The following is a 3,915-nucleotide window of genomic DNA, read 5'->3' on the forward strand; positions in this document are numbered from 1 at the left end:
GGGCGGATGGCCGCGGTGGGAGTGGCCCGACTGCCGGCGGTTCTCCGGCTTCGGGCGGGGCCGCGGGGCGTGCGAGCCCGGGGCACGGCGCACAGGGGCCACGCCGGAGGCGTCAGCGCTGCGGGTAGAGCTGCTCCAGGACCGCGGCGACGCCGTCCTCGTCGTTGCTGGTGGTGACGGTGTCGGCGACGGCGAGGAGTTCCTCGTGGGCGTTGGCCATGGCGACGCCGTGGGCGGCCCAGCCGAACATCGGGACGTCGTTGGGCATGTCGCCGAAGGCGATGGTGTCGGCGGCGCGGACGCCCAGGCGGCGGGCGGCGACGGCCAGGCCGGTGGCCTTGGACAGGCCGAGCGGGAGCAGCTCGACCACGCCGGCGCCGGCCATCACCACGCCGACCAGGTCGCCGGCGGCGCGGCGGGCGGCCTCGGCGAGGGCGTCGTCGGTGAGGGCGTGGTGCTGGATGTACAGCTTGCTGAGCGGGGAGTCGTACAGCCCGCCGCGGTCGACCCGGACGACCGGCAGGTCGGAGCCGATCAGCAGCTCGTAGCCGGGGCCGGCCAGCACCTGGCCGTCGAGGCCGTCCTGGTTGGCGGCGATGGCCAGCGGGCCGGTCTCGGCCTCGATCTTCTCGATCGCGAGCGCGGCGAGCCGCCGGTCCAGGGTGAGCGAGGTGAGCAGCTTGTGCGCGCCGGCGTCGTACACCTGGGCGCCCTGGCCGCAGACCGCTATCCCGGTGTAGCCGATCTCGTCGAAGACCGGGCGGGCCCAGACGGCGGAGCGCCCGGTGACGATGATGTGCAGCGCGCCCGCGCCGGTGGCCGCGGCCAGGGCGGCGCGGGTGCGCTCGGAGACGGTCTCCCCGCTGGTGAGCAGGGTGCCGTCGAGGTCGGTGGCGACCAGCCGGTAGGGCAGGTCGCCACCGTCGGGGGAGACGGGGCTGGGGCTGGTGGTGCTCATGGGCCGTACGTCTCCCGGGAGTGTCGCAGGTGGTGCTGGGCGGGGCGGGCCGGGTTACTTGACCGGCTCGAGGACGGTCCGCCCGCCGAGGTACGGCCGCAGCGCCTCGGGCACGACGACCGAGCCGTCGGCCTGCTGGTGGTTCTCCAGGATCGCCACGATGGTGCGCGGGATGGCGACCAGGGTGCCGTTCAGGGTGGCGAGCGGGCGGGTCTTGCCCTCCTCGCGCATCCGGATCGACAGTCGGCGGGCCTGGTACTCGGTGGTGTTGGAGGTCGAGGTGACCTCGCGGTACTTGCCCTGGGTGGGGATCCACGCCTCGATGTCGAACTTGCGCGCGGCCGAGGCGCCGAGGTCGCCGGAGGCGACGTCGATCACCCGGTACGGCAGCTCCAGCGCGTTGAGGAAGTCCTTCTCCCACTGGAGCAGGCGCCGGTGCTCGTTCTCCGCGTCCTCGGGAGTGGTGTAGACGAACATCTCCACCTTCTCGAACTGGTGGACGCGGATGATGCCGCGGGTGTCCTTGCCGTAGGTGCCGGCCTCGCGGCGGAAGCAGGACGAGTAGCCGGCGTAGCGCAGCGGCAGCTTGTCGGCGTCGAGGATCTCGTCCATGTGGTACGCCGCGAGCGGGACCTCGCTGGTGCCGACCAGGTACCGGTCGTCCTCGGCGAGGTGGTACACGTTCTCGGCGGCCTGGCCGAGGAAGCCGGTGCCGTCCATGGCGGCCGGGCGGACCAGGGTCGGGGTGATCATCGGGATGAAGCCGGCCGCGGTGGCCTGGGCGATCGCCATGTTGACCAGGGCGAGCTCCAGCAGCGCGCCGACGCCGGTCAGGTAGTAGGAGCGGGCACCGGCGACCTTGGCGCCGCGCTCGGTGTCGATCGCGCCGAGGATCTGGCCGAGCTCGACGTGGTCGCGGGGCTCGAAGCCCTCGGCGGCGAAGTCGCGCGGGGTGCCGATCTCCTCGAGGGTGACGAAGTCCTCCTCGCCGCCGACCGGGGCGGCCGGGTCGATGAGGTTCGCCAGCGAGCGGAGCAGGCGGTCGGCCTCCTCCTTGGCCGCTCCCTGCTCGGCGTCGGCGGCCTTGACCTCGGCGGCCAGGTCCTTGGTGCGCTGGAGCAGGGCGGCCTTCTCGTCGCCCTTGGCCTGGGCGACCTGCTTGCCGAGCACCCGCTGCTCGCTGCGCAGTTCGTCGAAGCGGCTGCCCGAGGACCGGCGCCGCTCATCGGCGGAGAGGAGGGCGTCGACCAGGTCGACGTCCTCGCCACGGACGCGCTGCGAGGCGCGCACTCGGTCAGGGTCCTCACGGAGCAGGCGAAGGTCAATCACAGGCCCAAGCGTACCGGGAGACCGTTCCTCCACCGGTACGGCTTTTTCCCTGGGGATAACTCGCCCGCACCTGTGGATAACTCCTGTGGGGAACTCTCCGCCGCCGGGTTATCCACAGGTGCGGCCCCGAGCCTGTGGATCAAAGAGGAGGATTGCCTTCCGCGTGAACGAACCAGGGAATTGAGGTTTCAAACCTCAATCAACCTTCTCGGGTGAGGGAATTGAAGCACTCGGACGGGTGATTTGCTGGCAACCGGGTGACTCTGGTCCGATTGGTCATCTCTGCGACGCAAACCGATGGTCCGACCGGGTCTGGGCAATGGCTATACCGGTTTGTCGACTCGTCCCCAGGCCTGTGGATAACTCGGGGCTGTGGACAGCGGGGAGCCCTGTGGACAGCGGTCTCCGGCCCCGACGGCCCCTGTGGATGACGGTGCGGTCAGCCGACCGGGCCGATCGGGCCGGTCGAAAACAGTCGGAAAAGGTCGGAAAGACTCAAGGAGAAGCTCAGATGTCCGCGCGGCCGTCGAGCGCGCGGGAGAGCCAGTCCGCCGCCGAGGTGAAATCCCCGTCCGAGGTCCCCGGCCGGCGGTGGGTGGACTCCTGCCGGTCGGCGCGCGGATAGGAGCCGAGGTACCGCACCTGCGGGCAGATCCGCTTGAGCCCCATCATCGCCTCGCCGACCCGGCGCTCGGACAGGTGGCCCTCGCAGTCGATCAGGAAGCAGTAGCTGCCCATGCCCTCGCCGGTCGGGCGGGACTCGATCCGCATCAGGTTGACCCCGCGCACCGCGAACTCCTGGAGCAGCTCCAGCAGGGCGCCCGGGTGGTCGTCCGGCAGCCAGACCACCATCGAGGTCTTGTCCGCGCCGGTCGGCGAGGAGACCCGCCCCGGGCGGCCGACCAGGACGAACCGGGTGGCCGCGCTCTTCGCGTCCGCGATCTCCCTGACCAGCGGCTCCAGCCCGTAGATCGGCGCCGCGAACTCGCCCGCGAACGCGCCGTCGTAACGGCCCTCGGCGACCAGCCGGGCGCCGTCCGCGTTGGAGGCCGCCGACTCCCAGTCCGCCTCCGGCAGGTTGGCCGCCAGCCAGCGCCGCACCTGCGGCTGGGCCACCGGGTGGCTGGTCACCGTCTTGATCCCGGACAGCTCGGTGCCCGGCCGCACCAGCAGCGCGAAGGTGATCGGCAGCAGCACCTCCCGGTAGATCATCAGCGGTGTGCCGGAGGCCAGTTCGTCGTTGGTCGCGGTGACCGCGCCCTCCACCGAGTTCTCGATCGGGACGAACGCCCCGGCCGCCTCCCCGCCGCGCACCGCGTCCAGCGCCAGCGCCACCGAGGACAGCGGCACCAGCTCCCGGGTCGCCGCCTCGGGCAGGGTGTGCAGGGCCGCCTCGGTGAACGTGCCGGCCGGGCCGAGGTAGGTGTAGCGGGTGGCCGACATGACGCCTCCGTGGGATTCCGGGGTACTGCGCGGGCGGGGTGTGCCGAAGCAGTCACCCTAACGATTCGACGGCCCCGGCGGGTGAGCGTTCCAGTGAGCGGGACCGCGGCGGTGGATCCCGGGGGTCCGCCGTCGGACCCCCGGGGAACCATCCGGGGAACTACCCCTCCAGCAGCTGCTGGCCT

Annotated in this window: 3 protein-coding genes; all 3 read right to left on the bottom strand. The window is 71.9% G+C overall.

The window, feature by feature from the left end; all coding sequences use genetic code 11:
* Nucleotides 1-112 precede the first annotated feature (112 nt).
* The 3 genes from ACFU6K_RS33300 to pheA all read right to left on the bottom strand — a co-directional run bounded on the left by ACFU6K_RS33300 (nucleotide 113) and on the right by pheA (nucleotide 3,730).
* The gene (locus ACFU6K_RS33300) at nucleotides 113-958 is read right to left on the bottom strand and encodes an HAD family hydrolase (protein ID WP_380669440.1); all 846 of its coding nucleotides are present in this window, start codon (nucleotides 956-958) and stop codon (nucleotides 113-115) included.
* Between the two features lie 54 nt (nucleotides 959-1,012).
* Nucleotides 1,013-2,287: a serine--tRNA ligase gene (gene serS, locus ACFU6K_RS33305; RefSeq protein WP_380669442.1), complete on the bottom strand. Its 1,275-nt coding sequence runs from the start codon at nucleotides 2,285-2,287 to the stop codon at nucleotides 1,013-1,015.
* Nucleotides 2,288-2,794: 507 nt separating this feature from the next.
* On the bottom strand, nucleotides 2,795-3,730 hold the full coding sequence (gene pheA / locus ACFU6K_RS33310; RefSeq protein WP_380669444.1) for a prephenate dehydratase: 936 nt from the start codon (nucleotides 3,728-3,730) through the stop codon (nucleotides 2,795-2,797).
* Between the last annotated feature and the right edge of the window lie 185 nt (nucleotides 3,731-3,915).

Source organism: Kitasatospora sp. NPDC057512, from assembly GCF_042802135.1.
Classification (GTDB): domain Bacteria; phylum Actinomycetota; class Actinomycetes; order Streptomycetales; family Streptomycetaceae; genus Kitasatospora.